Here is a 354-nt window from a genome sequence, read left to right as displayed (position 1 = left end):
AGATCTACGAGCAATGGGTGGCCGCGCACGGCGTCATCATCCTGACGCCGGTCTACTGGTACCAGGCGCCCTCCACGCTCAAGCTGATGATCGACCGCCTGGTCTGCGCCGACGGCGGCAATCCCGACCCCAGCGCGACCGGGGGCAAGGACGCCGACAAGGCCAAGCGCATCGAGCTGGACGGCTGGGACTATCCGAAACACCTGGCCGGGCGCGCCTTCGGCCTGGTGGTGCACGGCGACGTCGCCGGCATCGAGGGCACGCGCCGTTCATTGTCTGTCTGGCTCAACTGGATGGGTCTGGTCGTCTCGGGCAGCTTCGGCCAGCTCGCCCGTTTCGTCGGCTACTACGAAT

The 354-nt window shown here is 66.9% G+C and carries 1 protein-coding gene; it reads left to right on the top strand.

Annotation, left to right across the window (positions count from 1 at the left end; all coding sequences use genetic code 11):
* Positions 1 to 354 (top strand): flavodoxin family protein (locus tag KVT32_RS29185; RefSeq protein ID WP_217619326.1); only part of this gene is annotated, 354 nt, incomplete at both ends.

It is taken from the genome of Achromobacter sp. GbtcB20 (assembly GCF_019091095.1).
Lineage (GTDB): Bacteria > Pseudomonadota > Gammaproteobacteria > Burkholderiales > Burkholderiaceae_B > Achromobacter > Achromobacter mucicolens.
Note: the sequence above shows the minus strand (reverse complement) of the source record. Positions and strands in the feature narration are given on the sequence as shown.